18 protein-coding genes and 2 pseudogenes are annotated in these 24,417 nt (G+C 66.6%); 12 read left to right on the top strand and 8 right to left on the bottom strand.

Annotated elements, in window-relative coordinates; all coding sequences use genetic code 11:
- The first annotated feature begins 35 nt into the window (after positions 1 to 35).
- From CT3_RS20785 to CT3_RS20800, 4 genes are all read left to right on the top strand, one after another.
- A complete protein-coding gene (locus CT3_RS20785; RefSeq protein ID WP_066538199.1) occupies positions 36 to 1,421 on the top strand; it encodes a GntP family permease in 1,386 nt (461 codons plus the stop codon).
- Between the two features lie 232 nt (positions 1,422 to 1,653).
- Entirely contained in the window at positions 1,654 to 3,093 is a 1,440-nt protein-coding gene (gene tcuA, locus CT3_RS20790) for an FAD-dependent tricarballylate dehydrogenase TcuA (RefSeq protein WP_066538205.1), read from the top strand.
- Between the two features lie 9 nt (positions 3,094 to 3,102).
- Positions 3,103 to 4,299, top strand: a complete 1,197-nt coding sequence (tcuB, locus tag CT3_RS20795; protein ID WP_066538416.1) for a tricarballylate utilization 4Fe-4S protein TcuB — start codon at positions 3,103 to 3,105, stop codon at positions 4,297 to 4,299.
- 80 nt (positions 4,300 to 4,379) lie between these two features.
- On the top strand, positions 4,380 to 5,360 hold the full coding sequence (locus tag CT3_RS20800) for a Bug family tripartite tricarboxylate transporter substrate binding protein (protein WP_066538208.1): 981 nt from the start codon (positions 4,380 to 4,382) through the stop codon (positions 5,358 to 5,360).
- Positions 5,361 to 5,570: 210 nt separating this feature from the next.
- Here CT3_RS20800 and CT3_RS20805 read toward each other — a convergent pair whose 3' ends face one another.
- The 4 genes from CT3_RS20805 to CT3_RS20820 form a co-directional block, all read right to left on the bottom strand.
- Positions 5,571 to 6,092, bottom strand: a complete 522-nt coding sequence (locus tag CT3_RS20805) for an NUDIX hydrolase (protein ID WP_066538211.1) — start codon at positions 6,090 to 6,092, stop codon at positions 5,571 to 5,573.
- 91 nt (positions 6,093 to 6,183) lie between these two features.
- Entirely contained in the window at positions 6,184 to 6,726 is a 543-nt protein-coding gene (locus tag CT3_RS20810; protein ID WP_066538214.1) for a GNAT family N-acetyltransferase, read from the bottom strand.
- Between the two features lie 89 nt (positions 6,727 to 6,815).
- Positions 6,816 to 7,838 carry a response regulator gene (locus CT3_RS20815; protein WP_066538217.1) on the bottom strand — a complete coding sequence of 341 codons (1,023 nt, stop codon included), beginning with the start codon at positions 7,836 to 7,838 and terminating at the stop codon, positions 6,816 to 6,818.
- Positions 7,823 to 11,515, bottom strand: coding sequence for a PAS domain S-box protein (locus tag CT3_RS20820; RefSeq protein WP_227657841.1), 3,693 nt, complete (start codon positions 11,513 to 11,515; stop codon positions 7,823 to 7,825). Before CT3_RS20820 ends, CT3_RS20815 begins: the two co-directional genes overlap by 16 nt.
- A 302-nt stretch (positions 11,516 to 11,817) precedes the next feature.
- Here CT3_RS20820 and CT3_RS20825 point away from each other — a divergent pair.
- Together CT3_RS20825 and CT3_RS21525 are read left to right on the top strand one after the other, a co-directional pair.
- Positions 11,818 to 12,018 (top strand): annotated as a pseudogene (locus tag CT3_RS20825) (DUF2061 domain-containing protein); the annotation flags it as partial.
- Positions 12,019 to 12,102: 84 nt separating this feature from the next.
- Positions 12,103 to 12,240, top strand: a pseudogene (locus CT3_RS21525) (DUF2061 domain-containing protein); the annotation flags it as partial.
- 180 nt (positions 12,241 to 12,420) lie between these two features.
- Here CT3_RS21525 and CT3_RS20830 read toward each other — a convergent pair.
- Positions 12,421 to 12,717, bottom strand: a complete 297-nt coding sequence (locus CT3_RS20830; RefSeq protein ID WP_066538220.1) for a flagellar basal body protein — start codon at positions 12,715 to 12,717, stop codon at positions 12,421 to 12,423.
- Positions 12,718 to 13,344: 627 nt separating this feature from the next.
- Positions 13,345 to 14,280 (bottom strand): LysR family transcriptional regulator, encoded by a 936-nt coding sequence (locus CT3_RS20835; protein WP_066538223.1) that lies wholly within the window; start codon positions 14,278 to 14,280, stop codon positions 13,345 to 13,347.
- A 251-nt stretch (positions 14,281 to 14,531) separates the two neighbouring features.
- Between CT3_RS20835 and CT3_RS20840 the strand changes: the two genes are divergently transcribed.
- From CT3_RS20840 to CT3_RS20860, 5 genes are all read left to right on the top strand, one after another.
- Entirely contained in the window at positions 14,532 to 15,167 is a 636-nt protein-coding gene (locus CT3_RS20840; RefSeq protein WP_066538225.1) for a LysE family translocator, read from the top strand.
- Between the two features lie 158 nt (positions 15,168 to 15,325).
- Positions 15,326 to 16,684, top strand: a complete 1,359-nt coding sequence (aptA, locus tag CT3_RS20845; protein ID WP_066538227.1) for an omega-aminotransferase AptA — start codon at positions 15,326 to 15,328, stop codon at positions 16,682 to 16,684.
- A gap of 136 nt (positions 16,685 to 16,820) precedes the next feature.
- Positions 16,821 to 18,338, top strand: a complete 1,518-nt coding sequence (locus CT3_RS20850; RefSeq protein ID WP_066538422.1) for a CoA-acylating methylmalonate-semialdehyde dehydrogenase — start codon at positions 16,821 to 16,823, stop codon at positions 18,336 to 18,338.
- A 167-nt stretch (positions 18,339 to 18,505) separates the two neighbouring features.
- Positions 18,506 to 19,297, top strand: coding sequence for an IclR family transcriptional regulator (locus CT3_RS20855; protein WP_066538424.1), 792 nt, complete (start codon positions 18,506 to 18,508; stop codon positions 19,295 to 19,297).
- A gap of 145 nt (positions 19,298 to 19,442) precedes the next feature.
- Entirely contained in the window at positions 19,443 to 20,402 is a 960-nt protein-coding gene (locus CT3_RS20860; protein ID WP_066538230.1) for a tripartite tricarboxylate transporter substrate binding protein, read from the top strand.
- Between the two features lie 18 nt (positions 20,403 to 20,420).
- Here CT3_RS20860 and CT3_RS20865 read toward each other — a convergent pair whose 3' ends face one another.
- Together CT3_RS20865 and CT3_RS20870 are read right to left on the bottom strand one after the other, a co-directional pair.
- Complete coding sequence (locus CT3_RS20865) at positions 20,421 to 21,104, bottom strand: aspartate/glutamate racemase family protein (RefSeq protein ID WP_066538233.1); 684 nt, start codon at positions 21,102 to 21,104, stop codon at positions 20,421 to 20,423.
- Positions 21,105 to 21,181: 77 nt separating this feature from the next.
- On the bottom strand, positions 21,182 to 22,438 hold the full coding sequence (locus CT3_RS20870; RefSeq protein WP_066538236.1) for a Zn-dependent hydrolase: 1,257 nt from the start codon (positions 22,436 to 22,438) through the stop codon (positions 21,182 to 21,184).
- A gap of 153 nt (positions 22,439 to 22,591) precedes the next feature.
- Here CT3_RS20870 and CT3_RS20875 point away from each other — a divergent pair, with 153 nt between their 5' ends.
- Entirely contained in the window at positions 22,592 to 24,271 is a 1,680-nt protein-coding gene (locus tag CT3_RS20875) for an ABC transporter substrate-binding protein (protein ID WP_066538247.1), read from the top strand.
- Positions 24,272 to 24,417: the final 146 nt, after the last annotated feature.

Consider the following 24,417-nt stretch of genomic DNA (forward strand, 5'->3'; position numbering starts at 1 on the left):
GTTTCCGGACCGTCAGCCCAAGCCAAGTCTCATCCATGACCCCTCTCGATACCCAACTGCTGCTGACCGCCCTGGTCAGCGTGTTGCTGCTGGTCGCGCTCATCGTCTCGCGCATCAAGATGCACCCCCTGCTGGCCCTGCTGGTGGTCTCCATCGGCGTGGGCTTCGCCACCGGCATGGCGCCCGCCCAGATCGTCAAGGAGCTCGGCAATGGCGCGGGCAAGACGCTGGGCTCCGTGGGCGTGGTGATTGCGCTGGGGGCCATGCTGGGCAAGATCCTGGCCGACGCGGGCATCACCGAGCAGATTGCCGCAGCCATACTGAAACACGCCTCGACCCGCATGGTCCCCTGGGCCATGACGCTGGTGGCCTTCATCGTCGGCATTCCCATGTTCTTTGAAGTCGGCCTGGTCGTGATGCTGCCGCTGATCTTCAGCGTGGCGCAGAAGCTGGAGGGCCAGGCCCGCTTCAAGGGCTCGGCCTATGTCTATGTGGGGGTTCCGGTGATCTCTGCCCTGGCCGCCATGCACGGCATGGTGCCGCCCCATCCCGGTCCGTTGACGGCGATTGCCACCCTCAAGACCACGGTCGGCCCCACCATGCTGTACGGCTTTCTGGCAGCCATCCCGGCCATGGTGCTGGGGGGCCCGCTCTACGGCGCCTTCATCGCGCCGCGCATGAGCACCAAGCCCGACCAGGGCCTGCTGGACCAGTTCACCATCGCCGCGCCAGCCACCGGCCACAGCCGGCCCAGCGTCGCCCTGGGGGTGCTGGCCGCGCTGCTGCCCGCCATTCTGATGCTGGTGCATGCCGTCGCGGAGATGCTGCTGCCCAAGGACTCCGCCGCCCTGCATGCGGCCAGCTTCCTGGGCAATCCGCTGATCGCCATGCTGCTGGGGGTGCTGTTTGCCATCGTGGCGCTGGTGCTGGTGCGCGGCGGGGACATGGAAAAGCTGCGTGATGCACTGGGCGCCAGCCTCAAGCCCATTGCCTCCATCATCATGATCATTGCCGGCGGCGGCGCTTTCCAGCAGATGCTCACCAGCGCCAAGGTGGGCGACGCCATCGTCCACCTGACCCAGCAGTTCGCCCTGCCGCCGCTGATCCTGGGCTGGCTGATCGCCATGCTGCTGTCGGTGTCCACCGGCTCGGCCACCGTGGGCATTGTGGGGGCGGCCGGCCTGCTGGCGCCGCTGGCCGGCGCCGACCCCAGCCTGAACCTGCCGCTGCTGGCGCTGTCCATCGGCTGCGGTTCGCTGTTCTTCAACTATGCCAACCACGCAGGCTTCTGGATGGTCAAGGAATCCTTTGGCATGACCATGGGCGAGGCCACCAAGACCATCTCGGTGGTGCAGTCCATCGTGGCCGTGGTGGGGCTGGTCATGGTCCTGGTCTTCAACGCTGTGGCCCCACTGGCCTGAGCCACCACCGCGGCCATCGCCCGGGCCGGCCATGGCGCCGGGCCTGGGTCACAGCCACATCACGAATCGTGATACCCCCATCCCTTCCCCCTGCTGCACGGGAAGGGTGGTACTTACTACAGTCGCGTTCAACACTTGGCGGCCTTGCATTTTCCCGGTGATCCGGGCGCCGGCCAGCACAAGACTTTCCCCACGTTGAACCGCCACAGGCCCAGGCCTGCGGCAGCCCATCATGAAAACTGAAGCCTTTGACACCGATGTGCTCATCATCGGTGGCGGCAATGCTGCGCTGTGCGCCGCCCTCATGGCCCGCGAAGCCGGCAGCCGTGTGCTGCTGCTGGAGTCCGCGCCCCGCGCCTGGCGTGGCGGCAACTCCAGCCACACCCGCAATCTGCGCTGCATGCACGACGCACCGCAGGATGTGCTGGTGGAAGCCTACCCCGAAGAAGAGTACTGGCAGGACCTGCTGAAAGTCACTGGCGGCATCACCAACGAGCACCTGGCGCGCATGGTGATCCGCGCGTCGAGCACCTGCCGCAGCTGGATGCGCAAGCATGGCGTGCACTTTCAGCCGCCGCTGTCGGGGGCACTGCATGTGGCCCGCACCAACGCCTTCTTCATGGGCGGCGGCAAGGCGCTGGTGAATGCGTATTTCCGCAGTGCCGAGAAGCTGGGCGTGGAGATCCGCTACGAATCGCCGGTCGACCGGCTCGACATCGAAAACGGCCAGTTCCAGGCCGCCTGGAGCAAGGGCCAGCGCATCACCGCCAAAAGCTGCGTGCTGGCCGCGGGCGGCTTCGAATCCAACCGCGAATGGCTGCGCGAAGCCTGGGGCCAGAACGAGCGTGGCGAATGGCCGGCGGACAACTTCATCATCCGCGGCACCGCCTTCAACAAGGGGGTGCTGCTCAAGCATATGCTGGAGGAGCACCAGGCCGACGGCCTGGGCGACCCGACCCAGGCACACATGGTGGCCATCGACGCACGCGCTCCGCTGTACGACGGTGGCATATGCACCCGCATCGACTGCGTGTCGCTGGGCGTGGTGGTCAACCGCGAGGCCCAGCGCTTCTACGACGAGGGCGAAGACTTCTGGCCCAAGCGCTATGCGATCTGGGGCCGCCTTGTGGCGCAGCAACCCGGCCAGATTGCCTACTCCATCATCGACAGCAAAGCCATCGGCCGCTTCATGCCGCCGGTTTTCCCCGGCATCAAGGCAGATACCCTGCCCGAGCTGGCGGAAAAACTGGGACTGGATGGGGAGCGCTTCATGCAGACCCTGAATGCCTACAACGGCAGCTGCAAGGTCGGCCAGTTCGACCACACCGCGCTGGACGACTGCCACACCGAACACCTGGCACCGGCCAAGACGCACTGGGCCCGCCCCATCGACACCGGTCCGTTCTACGGCTATGCGCTGCGCCCCGGCATCACCTTCACCTACCTGGGCCTCAAGGTGGACGATACCGCCGCCGTGCGCTTCGGCGACCAGCCCAGCCCCAATCTGTTTGTGGCCGGCGAAATGATGGCCGGCAATGTGCTGGGCAAGGGCTACACCGCCGGCGTGGGCATGTCGATCGGCACCGCCTTCGGCCGCATCGCCGGTCGCAATGCCGCACGGGCTGCCGCCGGCCAACCTGCCGTGCGCGGCGCTGTGAAAGACGAGGCCTGAGCCATGAGCATGCAATCCCTCCACGACCTGGGCCAGGAAGCCCGCCAGCTGGCGACCGGCAAGGTCATCCCCATCGTGCCCATGAGCGCCGCCGAAGACGAAGTGGCGCGCGTGATGCAGATCTGCAATGCCTGCCGCTACTGCGAAGGCTTCTGCGCCGTGTTTCCGGCCATGACGCGCCGCCTGGAATTCGCCAAGGCCGATGTGAACTTCCTGGCCAACCTGTGCCACAACTGCGGGGCCTGCCTGCACGCCTGCCAGTACGCGCCGCCGCATGAATTCGGCATCAACATCCCCAAGGCCATGGCCGAGGTGCGTGGCCAGACCTATGTGGACTACGCCTGGCCGCCCGCGCTGGGTCAGCTGTACAAACGCAACGGCCTGACACTGTCGCTGGCCCTGGTGGCGGCGCTGACGCTGTTCCTGGTGCTGGGCGCGACGCTGCAGGGCGGCGGTCTGGGCGCGCTGTGGGGTGCCGATCTGGGCCGCAACTTCTACCAGCTGTTCCCGCACAACCTGCTGGTGGGCATGTTCGCACCGGTGTTCCTGTTCGTGGTGTTCGCACTGTCCATGGGCGTGCGCCGCTTCTGGCGCGACATCAAGCCCGCCACCAGCGGTGCCGATGTGAGCGGCGCCGCCGCCTCGGAGGCCACCAGCGATGTGCTGCGCCTGAAATACCTGGACGGCGGCCATGGCGACGGCTGCCACAACGAGGACGACGCCTACACGCTGAAGCGCCGCCGCGCCCACCACCTGACGTTCTACGGCTTCCTGCTGTGCTTTGCCGCCACGGCCGTGGCCACGCTCTACCACTACCTGTTCGACCTGCCTGCGCCCTACGATTTTCCCAGCCTGCCCAAGCTGCTGGGCGCAGTCGGCGGCGTGATGCTGATGCTGGGCACGGCCGGGCTGTGGGTGCTGAACCGCCAACGCCATCCGCTGCATGGCGATGTGCAGCAAAAGCCCATGGACCTGGGCTTCATCGCACTGCTGTTCCTGGTGAGCAGCAGCGGCCTGGCGCTGTGGCTGGGCCGCGGCACGCCGGCCCTGGCGCTGCTGCTGTGCCTGCACCTGGGCGCGGTGATGGCCTTGTTTGCCACCCTGCCCTACGGCAAGTTTGCCCACGGCGTGTTCCGCACCGCAGCCCTGCTGCGCCACAACACGGAAAAGCGCCAACCCAACCCCATCGGCCTGGGGGCCGATTGAGCCGCACGGGGCCACAAGCCCCGTGCCGAGCCCAGCTTTCCCCCACCTCAAAAACGAAAACATTCCACTCAGGAGACCCCGTGAAACGTCGCACCCTCATCCAATCCTCTGCCCTGCTGGCCAGCGCCAGCCTGCTGTGCGGTCTGCCCGCCCAGGCCCAGGACTTTCCCCCCAAGAAGCCCGTGACCCTGGTGGTGGGCTTTGCCGCCGGTGGCGCGGCCGATGCCGCGGCCCGCCTGATCGCCAAGAAGCTGGGCGAGAACATCGGCCAGAGCGTGGTGGTGGAAAACAAGGGCGGTGCGGGCGGCAATATCGCCCACGGCCAGGTGGCCAACAGCGCTGCCGATGGCTCGGTGCTGCTGTTCGGCTCCGTGGGCCCGCTGACCATTGCGCCCCACCTGATGAAGCTGAACTACGACCCGTTCAAGGACCTGGCGCCAGTGTCGGGCGGCGTGAACTTCCCCAATGTGCTGGTGGCGCACAAGGGCCTGGGCGTGAAGAACCTGCAGGAGTTCGTGGCCAAGGCCAAAGCCAAGGCCGGCGGCATCGACTTTGCCTCCACCGGCGCGGGCTCGGCCTCGCACCTGGCGGGCGAGCTGTTCAACCAGCGCGCCGGCGTGGACATGGTGCACGTGCCCTACAAGGGCGGTGCCCCGGCACTGCAGGACCTGCTGGGCGAGCGCGTGGCCAGCTACTTTGCTGCCCCGCCCACGGCCCTGCCGCACGTGGAAAGCGGCAAGCTGATTCCGTTGGCCACCACCGGCCTGACCCGCCCGGCCTATATGCCCAACATCCCAACGGTGGCCGAAGCCGGTTTCCCCGGCTTTGAAGCCTTGAACTGGTACGCCTTTGTGGCCCCGGGCAAGACCCCCGCCCCCATCCTGGACCGCTGGAATGCCGAAATCGTCAAGGTGCTGAACGACGACGAGGTGAAGAAGGCCCTGCTGGCCCACGGCCTGACGCCCCAGCCCACCACGCGCCAGGGTCTGGCCGACTTCATGAAAAAGGAATACGCCCAGTGGGGCAAGGTGGTCAAGGAGCGCAAGCTGACCGCCAACTGAGCCGCATCCTGCCGGGCATGCACCGCGCCCGGCCGCCCCGTTTCCAACACGGGGAGCATCCGGCGGCCACCGCCGGATTCCTTCTTTGACAGGCCGCCGCGTGCGGCCTTTTTTTATGGCGTCAGCCCAAGGATCGGCCTGTGTCAGCGGCCTGCAGCAGGCACGGCTTGGCACAGGCCTTCACCTCGACGCCCCTCAGGAAGCCTGGCTTCAGGCGGCTGCCGCCAGCACCGAGGTGGGCTGCGGCTTGGTGAACAGGCTGGGGTCGGCATGGAACATGTCCAGACCGAAACGCTGGCCCGCCAGGTAGTCGCGCACGCTTTGCAGCACCATGGGGCTGCGGTGGCGCTCGGCACTGGCTTCCAGCTCTTCCAGCGTCATCCACAGGGTGCGCAGCACGCCGTGGTCCAGCGGACGGCCGGCGTGGAAAGCGCCCAGGTCTCCGGTGAAGGAAAAGCGCAGGTAGGTGATGTCGGAGCCGGTGCGGGTGCGCACAAAGCGGTTCATGTAGACGCCCACCAGGGCCGTGGGCGTGAAGCTGTGGGCCGTTTCCTCCAGCACCTCGCGCACGCAGGCCTGCGCCGGCGTTTCCGCCGGGTCCAGATGGCCGGCCGGCGTGTTCAGGCGCAGGCCGTCGGCCGTATCTTCTTCCACCAGCAAAAAACGGCCGTCACGTTCGATGACTGCGGCCACGGTGACATTGGGTTTCCATCGATTGGGCATGGCGGGCATTATCACCAGCGGGCTGTGACAGGCTTGTCGCAGCTTTCTGACAACTTGTGACAGGTGGTAGGAAGTGAGCGCCCGCCGCCCCGTGGCACCTTCAGATCTGGGGTGGGGCCCAGTGCTGTTCCATGTACAGGGCGTCATCGCCATAGCTGGCCAAATGGGCTTTCTGCACCGTATCCCTGGGCTGGCTGGGGACAAAACCGCGCCGCTGCCAGTAGCTGGCTGCCCCTTGCACGGCCACCAGGGCCGCGCGCTGCACCCCGCGCGCCCGGGCCTGGGACTGGGCTGCGGCCAGCAGCCGGGCGGCAATGCCCTGGCCGGCCAGGGCCGGGTCCACGGCCATATCGTGCAGGTAGAGCACACTGGCCTGAGGCTGGGCATCGAATTCGCCCTGCAGCGGCGTGATCTTGCCGGGGTGCGACCAGTACGCCGCCAGATAGGCCACCACCTGCCCCCCCAGCTCGGCCGCCCAGGAACACTGGTGCGGCGCCTGCAGGCGCCGGGTGAACACGGCAGCACCTTCGACATAGTCCGCGCCATAGCACAGCGCCTGGATGCGCAGCACCGCCGCTACGTCGGCCACAGACAGGCCGCGCACATGCAGGGAATCGGTCGGAGAAGAAGCCGCGGAAGCCATGTCCCTATTATCGGCAGACCGCTGCCGGCGTGCCGGTACGTGGCACAGAGCCCTTCACCGCGCCCTGGCGCGGGCGGCCGGCCCCCTGCTCAATCGCCCCACTGGATGCGCACTTCCTCGATCACGGGGCGCAGCGTCATGAACTGCGCCACCAGCGCCGGGTCGAAATGGCGGCCTGACTGTTCCTGCAGATAGGCCAGGGCATCGTCCACGCTCCAGGCCGCCTTGTAGGGGCGCACCGTGGTCAGCGCATCGAACACATCGGCCACCGCCACAATGCGCGCCTCCAGCGGAATCGCCAGGCCCGCCAGCCCCTGCGGGTAGCCGGAACCGTCCCATTTTTCGTGGTGGGTCAGGGCGATGGTGCGTGCCATCTGCAGCATGGGAAACGCATGCTCGCCAATGATTTCGGCGCCCACCTGCGGGTGGGTGCGCATGATGGCCCATTCCCGTTCGTCCAGCGCGCCGGGCTTGAGCAGCACCGCATCGGGAATGCCGATCTTGCCCACATCGTGCATGGGCGCCGCGTTGAACAGATCGTCCACCCAGTCCGGCCCGCAGCCCAGCGCCTGGGCCAGGGCCCTGGCATACAGGCTCATGCGGATCACATGCTTGCCGGTCTCGTTGTCCTTGTACTCGGCCGCACGGCCCAGGCGCTGCACGATCTGCAGCCGCGAGGCGTGCAGCTCTTCCGCTCGCACCAGGGACAGATGGGTGCGCACCCGGGCGCGCACCACGGGCGCACGCACCGGCTTGACAATGTAGTCCACCGCGCCCAGGGCAAAGCCACGCTCCTCGTCCGCACTGTCGGACAGGGCACTGACAAAGATCACCGGGATGGCCGCCGTGCGCGCATCGGCCTTGAGCTGCTCGCAGACGGTGTAGCCATCCATGCCCGGCATCATCACGTCCAGCAGGATCAGATCGGGCTTTTGCTGCGCCAGTTGCAGCGCCTTGGCGCCATCGGTGGCAAACAGCAGCCGGTACTCGTCCTGCAGCACCTGGCGCAGCACATGCAGATTGGTGGGTTCATCGTCCACCACCAGCAGGCGCTTGCGCTGGTCGGTGGGGGCCTGCGGGGCCGCAGGCCGGGGGGCTACGCGAGTGTCCATTGTTTCTTCAGGGCATGGGCGCATTCCAGCGCACGGTCAAAATCAAACGCGTCCACGGCTTCCTGCAGCGGCTGGATGTCGAGGGACGACGCATGCTGCTGCAGCGCATCCAGCGCATCCGAGGCCAGCTCGCCGCCTTGCAGCGCGGCAATGGTTTCATCCAGCCAGTACTGCAGCTGCGCGGCCGGCACGTCGGCAGCGGCTTGCACCGGGGCCGCGGGTGCGGCCGCGGTGTCCTGCTGCGCCAGCAGGCCGTCCAGGTGCGCCAGCGCCGGTGGCAGATCGCGCAGCTGACGGTCTGCCAGGGCCACATCGCGGCTGCGGGCCGCGCCTTCCAGCGTGGCGGCCATGGTGTAGAGCGTGTTCAGCGCCAGATTGCCCGCAGCGCCACGCATGCGGTGGGCGGCGGCGGCCAGCTCGACCCAGTCTTCGGCATCGCGCAGCGACTGCAGGCGCAGCGCCTGGCCCGGCTGGTCCTTGGCAAAACGGCGCAGGGCACGCAGCAGGCTGTCCATGCTGCCCCAGCGCTGCAAGCCGGCTGGCCAGTCGATCACATGGGTGTTGGCCATGGCTTCTCGCTGCTGGCTGCTGGTGGCAGGGACGGCCGCCTTCAGCTGGGCATCGAGCTTCAGCACCCGGGTCATTTCGGCATACAGCTTGGGCAGCTCCAGCGGCTTGGCGGCAAAGCCGTCCATGCCGGCCGCAGCGGCGGCGCGGCGGTCTTCTTCCAGCACGCTGGCCGACAGCGCCACGATGGGCACCGGAGTGCGCTGCTGCGCCACCTCCCAGGCACGGATGGCGCGCGCGGCCTCCAGCCCGTCCATGCCCGGCATCTGCAGGTCCATCAGCACCAGGTCGTAAGCGTTCTGCTGGAACAGCGCCACGGCTTCGCGGCCATCACCGGCCAGGGTCACCCGGTGGTGGGACTTGCGCAGGTGTATGTCCAGCAGCTCCAGGTTTTCCGGCACATCATCGGCCGCCAGCACCCGCAGCGAAGGCAGTTCGCCATAGCTGCGTGCACTTTGCACATCCACATGCTGGCCCGGCGGCAACGGAAGGATCACACGGAAGCTGCTGCCCTGGCCCAGGGTGCTTTCGACTTCGATGCGGCCGCCCATCAGTTCTGCCAGCTGGCGCGAGATGGTGGTGCCCAGCCCGGTGCCGCCGTACTGGCGGGTGGTCGAGGCATCCGCCTGGGCGAAAGGGTCAAAGATGCGGCGGATCTGCTCCGGCGCAATACCGATGCCGGTGTCCTGCACCGCCATGCACAACCGGCCGTCCAGATAGTCCACCAGCACGGTCACGCCGCCGCTCTCCGTGAACTTGATGGCATTGCCCACCAGGTTCACCAGGATCTGCTGCACACGCAGCGCGTCGCCCACCAGATAGTGCGGTACCTCGCGGTCGAAATCGAGCCGCAGGAACAGCTTCTTCCTGTCGGCATTGATGCGCAGCGACGCCAGGATCTGCTCGCACAGTTCGCGCGGGCTGAAAGACGCCTGCTCCAGCAGCACCGCCCCCTTGTCCAGCTTGGCTGTGTCCAGAATGTCGTTGAGCAGCCGCAGCATGGAGCGCGCCGAGTAGTGCACCGTGCTCAGATAGCGCGACTGCTGGGGTTGCAGCGGCGTGTCCAGCAGCGCCTCGGTAAAGCCGATGATGGCATTCATGGGCGTGCGGATCTCATGGCTCATATTGGCCAGGAATGTGCTGCGCGCCGCGGCCGCGGCTTCGGCATGCTCCTTGGCCAAGAGCAGTTCCTGCTCCATCTTGCGCCGCCCCGTCAGGTCGGTGATCAGCTGCACGATCTTGGACGGCTGCCCCCCTGCATCGAGGATGGGGTTGTAGCTGCTCTGCACCCACAGCAGGCGCCCGCCCTGGCCCACATGCTGGTACTCGCCGGCATCCGGCTTGCCGCTGCGCAGCTGGCCCCACAGCTGCATGTAGCTGGCGTCGGCCACATGCTCAGGCGGGCACAGCAGGCGGTGGAACTTGCCCACCACCTCCTCGGCGCTGTAGCCAAACAGCTGGCAGAAGTTGTCGTTGACGGCCGTGATGCGGCCCGCCAGGTCATACTCCACCACGGCCAACGCGCTGTTGATGGCATTCATCGTGCCTTCGAACTCGGCATTGCGGGTCTTGAGCGCGGTGTTGTCCATCAGCACGCCGTCGACATACTGCAGCACGCCATCGGCGCCATAGATGCCACGCGCGCTCTCGGTCACCCAGCGCACGCCGCCATCGCGGTGCAGGATGCGGTACTCCACCGTGTAGGGCTCACTGCGCGCCAGCGCATCGTTCACCTGGTGCCAGAACGCCTGGGCATCGTCAGGGTGCACGATGTCGGTGAAACGGATGCGCTGGTCCAGGAAGTCTTCGGCCGGCCAGCCCGACAGGGACTCCACCGCACCGCCCAGAAACAGCGGTGAGCCGGCCTCGCCCAGCTGGCGGCGGAAGGTCACCCCCGGCAGATTGCTGATCAGCGTGCGGTGCTGCTTTTCGCTGCGGCGCACGGCTTCCTCCATCTGCTTGCGGCTGCGGATATCGGTCAGAAAACCCACGAACAGCGGCATGCCAGGCAGCGGGACGCGCCCCAGGGCCAGGCGCACGTCGACCAGAGAGCCGTCCTTGTGCAGGGCCGTCACCTCGCGGCCCACGCCAATGATGCTGGAGTGGCCGGTATCGATGTGGCGGCGCAGGTAGTTGTCGTGCTCGCGCTGCATGGGCTGGGGCATCAGCATGCTGACGTTCTTGCCGATCACCTCCTGCGCCGTCCAGCCCAGCAGGCGCTCTGCCGCCCCGTTGAAGGAGCTGATCAGGCCATTGCCTTCGATCATGATGATGGCGTCTACCGCCGTATCCACCACGGCGCGCAGGCGGGATTCGCTGCGTTTGATGTCATGGAAGAACTGGCGGTAGCGCAGGCCCACATTCAGCGCGATGACCAGCAGGCTGAGCAGCAGCACAAAGCCGCTCAGTCCGGCCACCAGGCCCAGATGGGTGCCGGAGTCGGCCGTGGCCTGCGCCGGCAGCGGATCGGTGTAGCGAATGGCCCCCATGGCCGTGTAGTGCATGCCGGCAATGGCACAGCCCATGATGGAGCCGCCCAGCAGCGTGGGCCACAGACGCCGGCCGCTGTATGCCAGGCGAAAGCGCACGGCCAGCGCGGCTGCAGCCAGCAGCACGCTCACCGCCACCGCCAGGAACACACCCAGGGGCGCGTAGCGCATGATGTCGCGCAGGCTGGACGCGGCCATGCCGATGAAATGCATGCTGCCGATGGCCACGCCCATCAGCACGGCCGACAGCCACAGCCGGCGTACGGAGATCGCTTCGCGCATCATCACGCGCAGCGCCAGCCATGAGGCCAGCAGCGCCGGCAAGGTGGACAGCAGCGTGATCCAGGGATCGAAGTCATTCTGGGCACAGGGCAGATAGGCCAGCATGCCGACGAAATGCATGCTCCAGATGCCGCCCCCCATGGCCAGGGCACCGGTACTCAGCGCGGTGGTGCGCGCCCAGCGGTGCTGGCTGCGGCGCGCCATGACGGCCATCTGCAGCGCCATCATGGACGACAGCACCGCAATCGCCACCGAAACCGCCACCAGCAGCGGGTCCATCCAGGTCCACAGCGGAGGGGAAAAGCCCTCGCCGTGCATGAAAAACAGGTCCAAGATCACGATGAAGGCAGCAGAGGCTGTGGTTCGTCCAGAAAACGGTGGCGATGGCCGGCGAAGATGGCCAGAGGCCATTGCACTGCAAGCAGGCCCATGCTGACATGCCCGGACCGGTTGCTGCACAAAGTTTCACAAATTCCCGCACACCCCATTCGGTCCAAGGCCATGCCGGCGGGCAATTGATAGCTTCAATCAATCATTTATAGCATTTTGATTGGATTTATATTTGATGGTGCCCTACCATGACCACACGGTTCGCTGGTGATGCGGACCGCGTGCCTTTTCCCCTCTTTGCCGACACCGCCATGACCTGTATCCACCGTTTGATCGACCACCACCAGACCAGCTTGCGCAAGACCGCCAGCTACTATCTGGTGCACATCGTGGTGGCCGCAGCGGTCGCCTATGCCGTCACCGGCAGCCTGCACACCGCGCTGGCGCTGAGCCTGCTGGAGCCCACGGTACAGGCGGTGGCCTTCTTTTTTCATGACAAGGCCTGGGAACGGACCACGGCGTTCCGGGCACGCACCCTGGTCAAGACCGGCAGCTACTACCTGCTGCACATCGGCGTGGCGTCGATGGTGGCCTACACCGTCACCGGCAGCTGGATCCAGGCCCTGACGCTGAGCCTGCTGGAGCCCACCGTACAGATGATCTTCTTCTACCTGCACGAAAAGCTGTGGGAACGCCGCGCCCTGCGCCTGCAGCAGACCGTTTCCGCCGCCTGAGCCCGCTGTCCACGATCGGAGTCGCCATGTCCCACGCCATCCGCACCCAGTTTCGCCATTGGCTGACGCAGCGCCTGGCGCACTGGGCCTGCGCGCTGTGACGCAGGCGGCCTGCGGGCAGGCATGCAAAAGCCCGCCGGGCAGGGACACCGGGCGGGCTTGCCGTGCCTTAAACGCCGCTCAGGCGCGTTCGTCCAGCAGGGCGCCTTGCATGCGGTCGTTGGTGCGCAGCACCTGCAGATTGGCCAGATAGGCGTAACTGGCGCTGATCTGTTCGACGGCTTCCTGCTCCAGCGCCACGCCTTGCTGGCCGCGCACAGTCTGCGCCGTCACCCCACCTTCGGGCACGGCCTGCTGCGCCACCTGCTGGCGGCGGAAACCTTCCGTCTGCTGGTTGGCCACGTTGTGGGCCGAGGCGTTCAAGCGCTGCTGTGCTGCCTGCAAGCCGGACTGGGCAATGGATGCGATGGCGCTCATGCCGCTCTCCTACCGAAGTGATGAAGCAAGATCAAGATGGCGAAAGCATGCCACGGCGGCGCCATTTCGGCCAGCCCGGCGGCACCGGCCTGCGGCAGACTACACCTCGGGACAAACTGTGGACAAGCACCATGAAACCCGCCTGATGGTGTGCACAAGCTGTGGCAGAGCGGTGGATGCCCCCTGTACCATGGGATTTCTCCGTTGGTTTCCGGCCATTTCGGTCATTTCTGCCGTTTGCGCGAAAAAACCGCCACCGCAGGGAATTTTTTCCGCCGTGCAGGGTCTACCGTTCGTCACACCGCTGTCATGGCGGGCCGCCACACTGGCGGCGTCCGCACGGTTTTTCCGTTGGCTGGCAGTTTTGTTTCCTTGTGGCTCTTTCAGGGCTACTTTATGGCCGCCCCCTGGGGCGGCTTTTTTTTGCTTCGCTGGTGGCCAGCCTGCTGGATGCTGCACCACCGCCCAGGTGATCTCGGACACCCCTGCCCCAGGGTGAACGAAGGCATGGCGCCGCCCCCTGCAGCCTGTGGATAAAGCTGGGCACAAGCCTGTGCGCAGACCTGTAGAAACTGTGTCCTTCTGTGGACAAGCCTTCCGCTGCCGCGCAGACAGGGTGCAGCAGCGCTATGCCGCGCCCTCCCCACCATGGGCGGCCACCAGACAGTCGATGAAGGCCTGGGCCGCACGGCTGGGCTGGGGCGAAAGCCGCCACATCGCCACAAACTGGCAGTCGTAGTGAAAGCGCGCCGGCGCCACCGCCTGCAGGCGGCCTGCCGCTTCCAGCGCCTGGGCGTAATGGTCGGGTAGAAAGCCCAGGTAGCAGCCCGACAGGATCAGCGTGGCAATTGCCTCCTGGTCAAAGCCTGTGGCCTTGCGCGGCAGGTGCGCACGGTGGCTCAGCTCCATGTTCGGGGAATGCTCGCCCAGCCCCGCAAACGGGTAGTGGCGCAGCCCCTCCCAGTCCAGATCGCCATGGTGGGCGCCATACAGCGGGTGGCCGGCGGCGCAGTACAGCTGCATGTGTTCGGCAAACAGGTCGCGGTAGACCAGGCTGGCCGAGGCCCGGTGCGCCGGAATGATGCCCACCTGAAAGCGCCCGTCCATCAGCCCGCGTTCGATGGTGTTGATGCTGCTGACATGCAGCTGCAGATTCACTTCGGGCGCCTGGCGGTGGAAGGCACGGATGGCGGCGTCCAGGTGGGCCGCCGGGTTGGTGACGGTCTTGTCGAACACCGCCACCTCCAGGTTGCCGCCCATGCGGTCGTGGATGTCGTCGATCTGGCTGCGGAACAGGTCCACGCCGCCCAGCAACTGCAGCGTGGCCTCATACACCTTCAGCCCTTCAGCGGTGGTGGCGAACCCGGCACGCCCGCGCCGGCACAGCACCAGGCCCAGCCGTTCTTCCAGGTCTTTCATGTGGCGGCTGAGGGTGGAGGCGCTGATGTTCAGCTCCAGTTCGGCGGCCGACATGCCGCCGCACTCCACCACACTCTTGAAAATGCGCAGCAGGCGCAGGTCCATATCGCTGAGCTGGCCCAGCACCGCGCGGGCACGGGCCATGGACGCGGGCACGGGAGCGCCCGTGGGGGCGGCAGCGGAAACGGGTGCAGAAATGCGAGCAGGCCGTGACGTCATGGCAAGCATTAGAGCAAGTTTTGCACCAGCGGCCTAGACGGCGACCTCCCCCCGCCACCAGGCCATGTGCTCTCGCCCTGGGGCAGGCCTTGCGCATCCGTTACAGCAGGGCCGCCGCAGCGCTGGTGTAATCGGCTCCAGCGCACGCCGTGCGCCCTGCCCTCCTGCTGCCCGCCATGATTCCTGTCCACGATCTGCTGGTGTTTGCCGGCGCCTCCCTGCTGCTGGTGCTCACGCCCGGCCCGAACATGCTGTACCTGATCTCGCGCTCCATCTGCCAGGGGCGCACGGCCGGCGTGACGTCGCTGGCCGGTGTGGTGCTGGGCTTTTTTGTGCACATGCTGGCCGCCAGCCTGGGGGTCACCGCCCTGTTCATGGCCGTGCCCATGGCGTTCGAGGCACTGAAGTGGGCCGGCGCCGCCTACCTGCTGTGGATGGCCTGGCAGGCGCTGCGCCCGGGCGGCGCCTCGCCCTTCGAGCAGACCACCACGCTGCCGCCCGAGTCGCCGCGCAGGCTGTTTGCCATGGGCCTGTTCACCAGCATCCTCAACCCCAAGGTGGCAATCTTCTATCTATCCATCTTCCCGCAGTTCGTCAGCGCCGAGCATGGCCCGGTGTTCTGGCAGAGCGTGACGCTGGGCATGGTCCAGATCACCACCAGCTTCAGCGTCAACCTGTTGATCACGCTGTTTGCCGCACGCATTGCGATCTGGTTCAAGGACAACCCGCACTGGCTGCGCGCCCAGAAATGGGTCATGGGCACGGTGCTGGCCGGGCTGGCGGTGCGCCTGGCCATGGAACAGCGCCGCTAGGCGCGGCAGACAGACCCCGGGCCACCCCGCTGCCTGCGGAATGCGCAGGCCCATTACTTGCGCTATTTCACAAGTAAACATGGGTTTACGGCTATTCAAGAAAACGTGGACCGCTCCAACAATGGATTGCATACCGATCCCCCTGCCTGGAGCCTCCCATGGACTTTGCCGACATCACCCAACCCGCTGCCACCGCCACCCGCATGGATGCCGCCTGGCTGGACGCGCACTGGATGCCGTTCACCGGCAACCGCAACTTCAAGGCCAATCCGCGCATGGTCGTGGGTGCACAGGGCGCCTACCTGCACGACAGCGCCGGCCGCAAGATTTTTGACGGTCTGTCGGGCCTGTGGTGTTCGGGCCTGGGCCATGGCCGCAAGGAAATCGCCGAAGCCGTGGGCAAGGCCGCGCTGAATCTGGACTACGCGCCCGCCTTCCAGTTCGGCCACCCCGCTGCCTTCGCGCTGGCCAACAAGATCAAGGAACTGACACCCGACGGCCTGGACTATGTGTTCTTCACCGGCTCGGGCTCGGAAGCCGCGGACACCTCGCTGAAGATGGCGCGCGCCTACTGGCGCACCAAGGGCCAGGCCGGCAAGACCCGCCTGATCGGGCGCGAAAAGGGCTACCACGGGGTGAACTACGGCGGCATCTCGGTGGGCGGCCTGTCGGGCAACCGCAAGATGTTCGGCCAGGGCATCGAAGCCGACCACCTGCCCCACACCCAGCCTGCCACCGGCTCGTTCTACAAAGGCATGCCCGACATCGACGGCCGCGCGCTGGCCGACCGCCTGCTGGACGTGATCGCCCTGCACGACGCCAGCACCATTGCCGCCGTGATCGTCGAGCCCTTCTCCGGCTCGGCCGGCGTGGTGATTCCGCCCGCAGGCTATCTGCAGCGCCTGCGTGAAATCTGCACTCAGAACAACATCCTGCTGATCTTCGACGAAGTCATCACCGGCTTCGGCCGCTGCGGCGGCTGGACGGGTTCGGAAGTGTTCGGCGTCACCCCCGACATCCTGAACTTCGCCAAGCAGGTCACCAACGGCGCCCAGCCCCTGGGCGGTTGCGTGGCCAGCAAGGACATCTACGACACCTTCATGGCCGCCGGCGGCCCCGAGTACATGCTGGAGTTTGCCCACGGCTACACCTACTCGGCCCACCCCGTGGCCTGTGCCGCCGGCCTGGCCGCGCTGGACATCCTGCAAAAAGAAGACCTGCCCGCCCGCGTCAAGGCACTGGCCCCCACGTTCGAAGCGGCCGTGCACAGCCTGAAGGGCACCAAGCATGTGGCCGACATCCGCAACTTCGGTCTGGCGGCCGGCTTCACCATCGCCCCGCTGCCGGGCGAACCCGCCAAGCGCCCCTACGAGATCGCGATGGCGATGTGGGAAAAAGGCTTCTACGTGCGCTATGGCGCGGACACCATCCAGCTGGCCCCGCCCTTCATCAGCACCGAGGCCGAGATCGACCGCCTGGTCAGCGCCCTGGGCGACACCTTGCAGGCCACGGCGTAAGTCCGGCCGTGACAGCGCCTGTGTCCCGCAGGCGCTGGCCTCCGTTGACGTGCGTGCAGATACTGCCGCACATTCCTGAAACCATAGCTGCTGCAGCGCACCCAGATTGCGCTGCAGCCCATTGAGCACCAAGCCCATGCACAAGGACTCCGCCATCACCGCCACCGTCGGCCACCTGATCGACGGCCAGATCGTCCCCGACACCGAACGCACCCAGCCGGTGTTCAACCCCGCCACCGGCCAGAGCACGCTGAACGTGGCGCTGGCCAGCAAGACCACGGTGGAAGCGGCCATTGCCTCGGCCGAAAAGGCCTTCCCGGCCTGGCGCAACACCCCGCCACTCAAGCGCGCCCGCGTGATGGCCAAGCTCAAGGTGCTGCTGGAGCAGAACGCCGACCAGATTGCCGCGCTGATCACCGCCGAACACGGCAAGGTGCTGGCCGACGCGCATGGCGAGCTGCAACGCGGCATCGAGAACGTGGAATACGCCAGCTACGCCCCCGAGCTGCTCAAGGGCGAACACAGCCGCAACGTGGGCCCCGGCATCGACAGCTGGAGCGAATTCCAGGCCCTGGGCGTGACGGCCGGCATCACCCCCTTCAACTTCCCCGCCATGGTGCCGCTGTGGATGTGGCCCATGGCCGTGGCCTGCGGCAACACCTTTGTGCTCAAGCCCTCCGAGCGCGATCCCAGCAGCACCTTGTTCATCGCCCAGCTGGCACTGGAAGCCGGCCTGCCCCCCGGCGTGCTGAACGTGGTCAACGGCGACAAGACCGCCGTGGACACGCTGCTGCAGGACCCGCGCGTCAAGGCCGTGAGCTTTGTGGGCTCCACCCCCATTGCGGAATACATCTACGCCGAAGGCTGCAAGCACGGCAAGCGCGTGCAGGCCCTGGGCGGCGCCAAGAACCACGCCATCCTGATGCCCGACGCCGACGTGGACAACGCCGTCAGCGCGCTGATGGGTGCGGCCTACGGCAGCTGCGGCGAGCGCTGCATGGCCATCCCGCTGCTGGTGGCCGTGGGTGATGCAGTGGGCGACGCGGTGATCGCCGGCCTGAAGACCGAAATCGCCAAGATGAAGGTCGGCCCCGGCACCGACAACAGCAACGACATGGGCCCGCTGGTGACCAAGCCCCATTTCGAGAAGGTGAAAGCCTATGTCGACAGCGGCGTGGCCGAAGGGGCTACGCTGGTGGTCGACGGCCGCAGCGTGAAGGTGGCCGGCCATGAGGAAGGCTATTTCCTGGGCGCCTGCCTGTTCGACCATGTGCAGCCCGGCATGAAGATCTACCAGGAAGAAATCTTCGGCCCAGTGCTGGGGGTGGTGCGCGTGCAGACGCTGCAGCAAGCCATGCAGCTGATCGACGACCACGAATACGGCAACGGCACCTGCATCTTCACCCGCGACGGGGAAGCAGCCCGCTATTTCACCGACCACATCCAGGTCGGCATGGTGGGCGTGAACGTGCCCCTGCCCGTGCCCGTGGCCTACCACTCGTTCGGCGGCTGGAAGCGCTCGCTGTTCGGCGACCTGCACGCCTACGGTCCCGATGCCGTGCGCTTCTACACCAAGCGCAAGACCATCACCCAGCGCTGGCCCAGCGCCGGCGTGCGCGAAGGGGCGGTATTCAGCTTCCCCAGCAGCCGCTGAAAAGGCTTTTCCGTCTGTCTCCACATGCCCCGCTTCGGCGGGGCTTTTTTGTGTGCAGCATTCGCCGCACTGCACAGCGTCTTGCAAGCACCCGCGCCGTGAACGACCGCAGCCCGGATTGGTGCAGTTCTTGCGAGGCCTCCGGCATTGCCACCACCGCCCTGACCATGCCACCCCGCGACGCTGCCCCTTCCTCCGACGGCCTGTTCAACCAGTCGCTTGCCAAGGGCCTGCAGGTGCTGAGCGCCTTCAATGGTGCGCACCGCAGCCTGACACTGGCCGAGGTGGCACAGCGCACCGGCATGAGCAAGGCCTCGGCCCAGCGCTCGGTGCATACGCTGCAGACTCTGGGCTACATCGGCAAGCACCCCAGCACCCGGCGCTTTCTGCTGCTGCCCCGCGTGGTGGAGCTCGGCTTCAACTACCTGGACGCCCACCCCATGATCAGCGCCGCCCACACCTACCTGGCGCAGCTGGCACGCGCCAGCGGCGAGACCGCCACGCTGACCGAACCGACCGACACCCACATGGTCTACCTGGCCCAGGTGCTGACCACCCAGCACATCCCGATGCTGACACCGGTGGGCACACAGATCCCCATGTACGCCAGCAGCTGCGGCCGTGCCTACCTGAGCCAGCTGCCGACGGCCCAGGCCCGCACCCTGTTGGAGCAGGCAGTACGGCCCGCGCGCACGCGCACCACCCTGACGCAGGTGGAGCCCTTGATGGCCCAGCTGCAGCGCTGCGTCGAGACCGGCTACGCCACCAACTGCGAAGAGCTCTTCATCGGCGACATGGGCATTGCCGCGCCGGTCTTCAACACCCGGGGGGAGGCGGTGGGTGCCGTGCATGTGGCGCCTCCCACCAGCCGCTGGAGCATGGCCGATGCGGAACGCCAGCTCGCCCCGCTGGTGATCGAGTGCGCACGGGCCATTTCCCGCCTGGTGCCGCCCACCTGAGCCCTGCCATGGCACTGCGGTGCCAGCGTCGCCTAGGCAACAGCAGCACGGTAGAAACATCCATGCACCGCACGCAACGCCTGTGAAGAATGCCTGCAACACCCCGCGTGCTCTTGCCGGATTCACCCACAGGAGACCTACCGTGATGCACCGCACAACGACTTCCTCCCTGGCACTGCTGCCCCTGCTCTGCACCCTGAGTCTGGGCGCTGGCGCGGCCGAATACCCTGCCAGCCCGATCACGCTGGTGGTGGGTTATGGCGCCGGCGGCGGCACCGATGTCTGCAACCGCGTACTGGCCATGAACGTGGGCAAACAGCTGGGCCAGACGGTGATCGTGGACAACAAGCCCGGCGCCGGCACCACGTTGTCGCTGAGCCACGGCGCGCGCCAGAAGCCCGACGGCTATGTGCTCACCGCCCTGTCCTCAGCCGGCGTGCTGAACCAGGTGCTGATGCCCAAGGTGGCGTATGACGTGGTGCGCGATTTCACGCCCGTGGCCATGGTGGCGCAGTACCAGGCTGGCATTCTGGTGCGCGCCGATTCGCCGCACAAAACCCTGGCCGATCTGATCAAGGCCTCCAAATCCAGCGCCAAGACGCTGAGCTACAGCACTGCCGGCATTGGCACGCCCCAGCACCTGACGGCCGAGCGCCTGGCCAAGCAGGTGGCGGTGGACTGGGTGCATGCACCGTACAAGAGCGGCCCGGAAGCCATCACCGCACTGATGCGGGGCGATGTGGATTTCATGGCCCAGACGGCCGAATGGGTGCCTTATGTGCGCGACGGCCGCCTGCGCCTGCTGGCCGTGTTCACCGAAGACCGCGTCAAGGGCTTCGATGCGCCCTCACTCAAGGAGCTGGGGTACAACCTGGTCGCACCCAGCACCCTGGGCGTGCTGGGCCCGGCCAGGATGCAGCCGGCCACCGTGAAGAAGCTGCAGGATGCCTTCCACATCGCCGGCCAGTCGCCCGAGTTCGAGAACTGTGCCGACCAGTTCGGCCTCAAGCTCGACTACAAGGACGCGCCCAGCTACAGCGCCTACATCCAGGACATGCTCAAGAGCTGGACCCCGGTGCTCAAGCAGTTTGCGGCCGCGGAATAGCGCCGCAGCGCGGGCCGCCTAGGCGCTTTGCAGTGCCCAGGCGTCGCGCACCAATTCCACACAGTCCCACACCGGTGCGCCGCCCAAGGCCCGCACCCGCGCACCCATGCCGGCCAGGCCCGCGCCACCGATCAGCACGGCATCGGTCCCGGGCACATCCAGTGCCTGGGTGCAGGCCGCAGCCAGGGCCTGCGCAGCCTGCTCCGGCGACTGCATCAGCTGCGCACCGGAGCCCGGCAGCACATGGATGTCGGTGATGCCGACCCCATGGGCGTCCGGCGCCAGGGCATGGCCTTGGGCACGGCTCCAGCGCTGCAGCATGGGCTTCCATGCCGCCCCGCCGGTGACGATGGCAACGCGCTGCGGCCCTTGCGCCCAGAGCGCCTGCAGCGAAGCTTCCGCCAGCCCGCGCACCGGCACCGGAGTGGTGGACCGCAGCGCCTCCAGCCCCGGGTCGCCAAAGCACCCCACCAGCACCCCCGCATAGCCCTGCGGCGGGGCCGCGGCCTGGGCACGTTCCCAGGCATCCAGCACGGCATGGCCGGCAATGCAGTAGCTGCGCTCATCGGCGATATAGGGCGCACCAAACGCCGCCGTCACCCCATGCCAGCGCCGTCGCGGCGTGTCCACCGACAGGTGATGGACCAGGGCCTGGGTGACCGTTTCCGAGGTATTGGGGTTGACCACCAGCCACTGCGGCATGCGCACTCCTTTGCACGGGCCAGCGGCCCTGTGCACACGCCGTGTGCAAATTGGGTGCCAACCCCTGCACACACCCGTCAGGCGATGCCGGCACGCTCCAGCATGGCGTGCAGCAGCACATTGCAGCCGGCGGCCAGATGCTCGGCCTTGGCGTCTTCGATCTCGTTGTGGCTGATGCCGTCCTTGCAGGGCACGAAGATCATGCCGGTGGGCGATACGCCGTGCACATACACGGCGTCGTGGCCGGCTCCGCTGACCACATCCATGTGTGCATAGCCCAGCTGCTCGGCGGCATGGCGCACGCTGGCCACGCAGTCGGCGTGGAACACGCAGGGTTCGAACTTCACCACCTGCTCCAGCGCCACCGAGCACTGGCATTGCGCCGCCAGCTGTGCAAACTGCGTGCGCATGCCCAGGTCCATGCGATCCAGACCGTCCTGCGACAGGTTGCGGAAATCCACGGTGAACTTCACCTGGCCGGGAATCACATTGCGGGAGTTGGGCAGCACCTGCACATGGCCCACGGTGCCCCGGCCATGCGGGGCTTCGTCCAGTGCAATGCGGTTCACGGCGTCCATCATGCGGGCGGCGGCCAGCATGGCGTCATGGCGCAGATCCATGGGCGTGGGGCCGGCGTGTGCGTCCATGCCGGTCACCGTCACGTCGTACCACTGCTGGCCCAGGGCGCCGCTGACCACGCCAATCGGTTTGTCGTAGGCCTCCAGCACCGGACCTTGTTCGATGTGCGCTTCAAAGTAGGCGGCAAACGGGCCGCCGGGCACATCGCCGCAGGCCACTGTGCCGCGGTAGCCGATGCGTTCCAGCTCGGCCCCCACGGTGATGCCTGCACCATCTTGTTGCGAGCAGATGTCTTCCGCACCAAAAACACCGGCAAATGCACCGGAACCCATCATCACCGGGGTGAAGCGCGTGCCTTCCTCATTGGTCCAGAACGCCACTTCCAGCGGTGCCACGGTCTGGATGCCCTGGGCATTCAAGGTGCGCACCACTTCCAGGCCGGCCATCACCCCGTAGTTGCCGTCGAACTTGCCACCGGTCGGCTGGGTGTCGATGTGGCTGCCCGTGGCCACGGCACGGGCCTGCGGATCGGTGCCGGCACGGCGGCCGAAGACATTGCCCACTTCATCGATGCGCACCGCCAGGCCGGCCTCCTGAAACCACTGCACCACCTGGTCACGGCCGGCCTTGTCTTCGTCGGTCAGGGCGATGCGGCACACCCCTCCTTTGGGGGTGGCTCCGATCCGGGCCAGATCCATCAGTGACTGCCACAGGCGGTCGGCATCAATACGCAGGGGATTTGCAGGCGTGCTCATTCGCAGGACTCCTCGATAGAAAGCCTGAAATTCGCATAAACCGTGCCAACACGCATCGAACACACCGCATCACGTATCGATATTCGATAGCTGCGTGATGGCACGGCACTTGCATTGCAGGCCTTGTCTCCCACCAATTTGGAAAGGTCTCCGATGCGCTCGTCTTCCGGTTTCTCCGTTTCCCGCCCCGCGCTCAAAACCATGGCCCTCGCTGTCGCCATGACCCTGGGCGGTGCCGCTGCCACCACCGCCATGGCGCAAGAAAAAGTCTTGCGCATTGCCATGACGGCGGGGGACATACCCCGCACCTCCGGCCAGCCCGACCAGGGTTTCGAAGGCAACCGCTTCACCGGCATTCCGCTGTACGACGCGCTGACCCAGTGGGATCTGACCAAGACCGACAAGCCCAGCGAAATGATCCCCGGCCTGGCCCTGTCCTGGGAAGTGGATGCCAAGGACAAGACCAAGTGGGTCTTCAAGCTGCGCCCCGGCGTCAAATTCCACGACGGCAGCTCCTTCAACGCCGATGCGGTGGTGTGGAACGTCAAGAAAGTGCTGGACAAGGAGGCCGAGCAGTTCGACCCCGCCCAGGTGGGTGTGACGGCATCGCGCATGCCCACGCTGCGCAGCGCCCGCAAGATCGACGACCTGACCGTGGAACTGACCACGTCCGAACCCGATGCCTTCCTGCCCATCAACCTGACCAATCTGTTCATGGCCTCGCCCGCACACTGGGCCAAGAAGCTGGCAGCAGTGCCCGCCTCGGTCACCGGCAAGGCCGAGCGCAGCAAGGCCGCATGGACCGCGTTTGCGGCCGATCCTTCCGGTTCCGGCCCGTTCAAGGGCGCGCGCTTTGTGCCGCGCGAACGCTTTGAAATGGTGAAGAACACCGCCTACTGGGACCCCAAGCGCACGCCCACCATCGACAAGGTGGTGCTGCTGCCCCTGCCCGAGGCCAACTCCCGCACCGCCGCCCTGATGAGCGGCCAGGTGGACTGGATCGAAGCCCCCGCTCCCGATGCGCTGGATGCCATCAAGGGCCGCGGCTTCAAGGTCTATTCCAACCTGCAGCCGCACATCTGGCCCTGGCAGTTCTCGTTCGTGGAAGGCTCGCCCTGGCTGGACAAGCGCGTGCGCCATGCCGCCAATCTGTGCGTGGACCGCACCAGCATGAAGCAGCTGCTCAATGGCCAGATGGAACCGGCCACCGGCATGTTCGAGCCCGGCCACCCCTGGCGCGGCAAGCCCAGCTTCCAGATCAAGTACGACGTGAAGGCGGCACAGGCCTTGATGCAGCAGGCGGGCTACAGCGCCAGCAAGCCCATCAAGGTGAAGATCCAGACCTCCGCCTCCGGTTCGGGCCAGATGCAGCCGCTGCCGATGAACGAATTCATCCAGCAGAACCTCAAGCAGTGCTTCTTTGACGTGGAATTCGACGTGGTCGAGTGGAACACGCTGTTCTCCAGCTGGCGCATCGGCGCCAAGGACGCCAGCGCCAACAAGAGCAACGCCACCAACATCACCGCCGCCACCATGGACCCGTTCTTCGCCATGGTGCGTTTCGTCAGCACCAAGGCCTTCCCGCCGCTGTCCAACAACTGGGGCTTCTACAGCAACAAGCAGGTGGATGCCGTGGTGGACAAGGCGCGCACCACCTTCGATGCCAAAGAACGTGACAAGGCCCTGGCCGAGCTGCACACCCTGGTGGTCGATGAGGCACCGTTCCTGTTCGTGGCCCACGACGTCGGCCCGCGCGCCATGTCGGCCAAGGTGGGCAATGTGGTCCAGCCCCAAAGCTGGTTCATCGACATCGCCACCATGACGATGAAGTAAGCCCGTTCTGCGCGTGCGAGCGGGCGCGCAGACGCCGCCGCACGCTGTTGGTGGCAGGGCCGCAGGCCCTGGCCACGCCGGTGGCGGGCGGGTGCCAAACCCACCCACCCGCCAGTGCGAACCCGCATGGTCCGCTTCCTCCCACG

This window comes from Comamonas terrigena NBRC 13299 (genome assembly GCF_006740045.1).
Lineage (GTDB): Bacteria > Pseudomonadota > Gammaproteobacteria > Burkholderiales > Burkholderiaceae_C > Comamonas > Comamonas terrigena.

Bases quoted from the DNA above. Each gene is read 5' to 3' on its own strand.
- CT3_RS20785 (WP_066538199.1), top strand. From the start codon at position 36: ATGACCCCTCTCGATACCCAACTGCTGCTGACCGCCCTGGTCAGCGTG.
- tcuA (WP_066538205.1), top strand. From the start codon at position 1,654: ATGAAAACTGAAGCCTTTGACACCGATGTGCTCATCATCGGTGGCGGC.
- tcuB (WP_066538416.1), top strand. From the start codon at position 3,103: ATGCAATCCCTCCACGACCTGGGCCAGGAAGCCCGCCAGCTGGCGACC.
- CT3_RS20805 (WP_066538211.1), bottom strand. From the start codon at position 6,092: ATGCCCGCCATGCCCAATCGATGGAAACCCAATGTCACCGTGGCCGCA.
- CT3_RS20810 (WP_066538214.1), bottom strand. From the start codon at position 6,726: ATGGCTTCCGCGGCTTCTTCTCCGACCGATTCCCTGCATGTGCGCGGC.
- CT3_RS20815 (WP_066538217.1), bottom strand. From the start codon at position 7,838: ATGGACACTCGCGTAGCCCCCCGGCCTGCGGCCCCGCAGGCCCCCACC.
- CT3_RS20830 (WP_066538220.1), bottom strand. From the start codon at position 12,717: ATGAGCGCCATCGCATCCATTGCCCAGTCCGGCTTGCAGGCAGCACAG.
- CT3_RS20835 (WP_066538223.1), bottom strand. From the start codon at position 14,280: ATGGCCCGTGCCCGCGCGGTGCTGGGCCAGCTCAGCGATATGGACCTG.
- CT3_RS20840 (WP_066538225.1), top strand. From the start codon at position 14,532: ATGATTCCTGTCCACGATCTGCTGGTGTTTGCCGGCGCCTCCCTGCTG.
- aptA (WP_066538227.1), top strand. From the start codon at position 15,326: ATGGACTTTGCCGACATCACCCAACCCGCTGCCACCGCCACCCGCATG.
- CT3_RS20850 (WP_066538422.1), top strand. From the start codon at position 16,821: ATGCACAAGGACTCCGCCATCACCGCCACCGTCGGCCACCTGATCGAC.
- CT3_RS20855 (WP_066538424.1), top strand. From the start codon at position 18,506: ATGCCACCCCGCGACGCTGCCCCTTCCTCCGACGGCCTGTTCAACCAG.
- CT3_RS20860 (WP_066538230.1), top strand. From the start codon at position 19,443: ATGCACCGCACAACGACTTCCTCCCTGGCACTGCTGCCCCTGCTCTGC.
- CT3_RS20865 (WP_066538233.1), bottom strand. From the start codon at position 21,104: ATGCCGCAGTGGCTGGTGGTCAACCCCAATACCTCGGAAACGGTCACC.
- CT3_RS20870 (WP_066538236.1), bottom strand. From the start codon at position 22,438: ATGAGCACGCCTGCAAATCCCCTGCGTATTGATGCCGACCGCCTGTGG.
- CT3_RS20875 (WP_066538247.1), top strand. From the start codon at position 22,592: ATGCGCTCGTCTTCCGGTTTCTCCGTTTCCCGCCCCGCGCTCAAAACC.